This is a genomic window from Dethiosulfatibacter sp. (genome assembly GCF_983023055.1).
Map to the genome: position 1 here is coordinate 1 of NZ_CEZJXU010000298.1, position 3,260 is coordinate 3,260.

The following is a 3,260-nucleotide window of genomic DNA, read 5'->3' on the forward strand; positions in this document are numbered from 1 at the left end:
GTACAGGTTTTAAGGGAAATTGGAAAGATAAAAGACAAGACTGGAATAGGAATTTTGGGAGCGGCAGTAATTGATGATGTTCTTAGTATTATCGTGTTGACAGTGGTTGTTGGTTTAGCAGATCCTGGAGAAGGTTCAGGAATACTTTTTGTAATATTGAAAATTGCGGCGTTTTTTGTTCTTGCCATGGTAGCTGGAAGGATATTCACTACCTTCATGAACAAGAACTCCTCAAAAATGCTTAGAAACAGAAATGTTGGAGCCTTTGCAATAATTATATGTTTCATACTGGCCTTTGTTTCAGAAGAGTTTGGAGTTGCTGCTATCATTGGTGCATATTTCACAGGAATAGTATTCTCTCTGACACCATACAATACCAGAGTTGAAAAGGACGTTTCAGGCATTGCATATACACTGTTTACACCTGTGTTCTTTCTAAACATAGGACTGATAATAAACCTTGACGGAATCGGTGGAATAATAGTGCCTCTTATCGTATTGATGATTGTTGCCGTAGTCAGCAAAATCATTGGTTGTGGATTGGGAGCTAAGCTTATGAAATTCTCAACAAAAGAGGCAATACAGATAGGTGTTGGTATGATTCCAAGGGGAGAGGTCGGACTTATCGTAGCAAATGTAGCGAAGAATGGTGGATTTATAAGCGATAGCATGTTTACGACTACAATACTTGTTGTAGTATTGACAACAATAATTACACCTCCAATGCTTAAAAAGGCTTACGAGGCATAAAGTGAATATATAGACAGGTTTTTAACATAAAGGTCTAAAAAGTTAGATAAAGAGCGAAAGCTCTTTATTTTTTGTTGTACATGACGTTCAAGATAATTTCGGTTTCTGGGAATTATCGCTCGCTTGAATGTCAGATGATTCGAAGGACTCGATGTCCTGAGAATTTTATTTGTAAAAATGCCTTCTTTTGTTGATAAATCATTGCTACTGGGATATAATAATCCTTGTTGACGAGGTGTTTAATGAATACAAAAATTTACAACATGAACAGTAAACCAATGAACATGGATGATATAATAGAAATTGGAAAGACAATAAGAATGGGAGGCATAGTGGTTTTCCCTACTGAAACAGTTTACGGTCTGGGAGCCAACGCTCTTGATGAGGCTGCAGTAGAAAAGATATTTTCCGCAAAGGGAAGACCTTCCGACAACCCTCTTATTGTACATATAAGCTGCAAGGACCAGCTGGAGAATATAGTGGAAAGCATACCTGAAAAGGCAAGGATTCTTATGGACAATTTCTGGCCTGGAGCGCTCACCTTGATTTTTAAAAAAAAGAAAACTGTACCTGAAAGAATAACTGCAGGTCTTTCAACTGTTGCTGTGAGAATGCCGGATTCTGAAATAGCCCTTGCCCTTATAGACTCAGCGGGAGTTCCAGTTGCAGCACCCAGTGCAAATATTTCAGGTAAGCCTAGTCCTACAAGTGTTGCTCATGTAATAGAGGATCTTGCCGGAAGGGTGGATGCAATAATAGATGGTGGAGATTGCTACTACGGAGTTGAATCCACTGTAATAGATGTTCTAAACGATCCTCCCATGATTCTAAGACCTGGAGGGATAACAATAGAAGACATATCACGAGTTCTTGATTCAGTTGTATACGATCCTGCCCTTGAGTACTATGCTTCGAACATGACGCCTAGGTCGCCGGGGCAGAAGTATACCCACTATTCTCCAAGGGGAGAGGTGATTCTCTTTGTTGGTGAAAGTGACTGCATTTATCCTGAAATAATCAGGGAAACCGGGAAAAAGCTTTCAAAATCATTGAGGACTATGATACTTTGTACTGATGAAAACATAGAGCAATACAACGAGGGAATAATTTTCAGCCTTGGCTCGAGAATGAAACCAAAAGAAATTTCGTCTAATCTATTCAGGATGCTTAGAAAAGCCGATGAACTGGATATGGATGTTATACTTGTGGAAGGAATAGAAGAAAACAATATTGGAGCAGCCGTTATGAACAGACTTAGAAAAGCTTCCGGCGGTAGAATTATTAAGTGTGGTGATTAGATGAAAATATTGATAGTTTGTACAGGAAATACATGTAGAAGTCCAATGGCTGAAGGAGTATTAAGAGATGCTTTCAATAAACTGGGCTATGATGAAAATAAAGTTCAGGTAGTTTCTGCTGGAATTACTGCTCAAAATGGGCTTCCTGCCAATGAAAAAGCAGTGAAGGTTTTAAAGGATCAGAGCATTGATATCAGCGAACATGAATCCAGACAGTTGTCCATAGCTCTCGTAAGGGAATCAGACTTAATATTGGCAATGACAAGAAACCACAAGCATATTATTGCAACAATGATTCCGGATGCTGCAGCTAAAACTTTTACTTTAAAGGAATTTGCCATGGGAAATCTTGATTCTGAAGATATTCTTGAGCAACTTGGAACCATGTATTCAATCTCTGATGAAAAGAGAGAAGAGTTGGAGAAGGCAAGGGAAGACAAAATAAAAAGCCTTGAGGAAAGAAAAGAAAAACTTGAAAAAGAAATTGGACAGGTTGAAGATGAACTTGAAATATTAAAGAGAAAGAACAGCCATCCTGAGAAGGTGGATCTATCAAAAATCAAGGCTATTGAAAACAAGCTTAGGGACCTTGATATTGAAGATCCATATGGCAAGTCTGAATCGGTATATAAAAATACATCTGAAGAAATAATAAATATTATGAACAATATAGTGAAAAAAATTATTGAGGAGCAATCAAAATGAAAATAGCATTAGCGAGTGATCACGGTGGATTTGAATTAAAGGAAATTGTCAGAGAATATCTCACAGAAAAAGGATATGAAATAATGGATTTGGGAACATACAATACGGATTCAGTTGATTATCCGGATTATGGATTGAAGGCAGGGCAAGAAGTGGCGGCTGGAAATGCAGACAGAGGAATAGTGATTTGCGGTACTGGAATAGGAATATCTATATCTGCAAACAAGGTAAAGGGAATAAGATGTGCCTTGTGTCATGATGTTTATTCAGCTGAAATGACTAGAGCACATAATGATTCAAATATTCTTGCCATGGGTGGAAGAGTAGTAGGGAGAGACCTTGCCCTTCGAATTGTGAGGGCTTGGATCGAGTCTGATTTTGAAGGTGGAAGACACGGAAGAAGAGTAGACAAGATAACGGAGTATGAAAATAAATGTTAAGAAGAGACAAAATGAACTATTATCTCGACATAGCTGATACGGTGCTGAACAGAGGTACTTGTCTCAG

The 3,260-nt window shown here is 38.3% G+C and carries 4 protein-coding genes; all 4 read left to right on the forward strand.

Features of this window, described 5'->3' with window-relative positions; genetic code table 11:
• A partial coding sequence (locus AC3AX0_RS09910) for a cation:proton antiporter (protein WP_487550130.1) occupies positions 1 to 750 on the forward strand: 750 nt, incomplete at its 5' end.
• Between the two features lie 242 nt (positions 751 to 992).
• Positions 993 to 2,048 (forward strand): L-threonylcarbamoyladenylate synthase, encoded by a 1,056-nt coding sequence (locus AC3AX0_RS09915; protein WP_487550131.1) that lies wholly within the window; start codon positions 993 to 995, stop codon positions 2,046 to 2,048.
• On the forward strand, positions 2,049 to 2,753 hold the full coding sequence (locus tag AC3AX0_RS09920; RefSeq protein ID WP_487550132.1) for a low molecular weight protein arginine phosphatase: 705 nt from the start codon (positions 2,049 to 2,051) through the stop codon (positions 2,751 to 2,753).
• Positions 2,750 to 3,193, forward strand: a complete 444-nt coding sequence (gene rpiB, locus AC3AX0_RS09925) for a ribose 5-phosphate isomerase B (protein ID WP_487550133.1) — start codon at positions 2,750 to 2,752, stop codon at positions 3,191 to 3,193. Before AC3AX0_RS09920 ends, rpiB begins: the two co-directional genes overlap by 4 nt.
• The last annotated feature ends 67 nt before the right edge of the window (positions 3,194 to 3,260 follow it).

Coding starts and splice junctions, on each gene's coding strand:
- AC3AX0_RS09915 (WP_487550131.1), top strand. CDS start 993: ATGAATACAAAAATTTACAACATGAACAGTAAACCAATGAACATGGAT.
- AC3AX0_RS09920 (WP_487550132.1), top strand. CDS start 2,049: ATGAAAATATTGATAGTTTGTACAGGAAATACATGTAGAAGTCCAATG.
- rpiB (WP_487550133.1), top strand. CDS start 2,750: ATGAAAATAGCATTAGCGAGTGATCACGGTGGATTTGAATTAAAGGAA.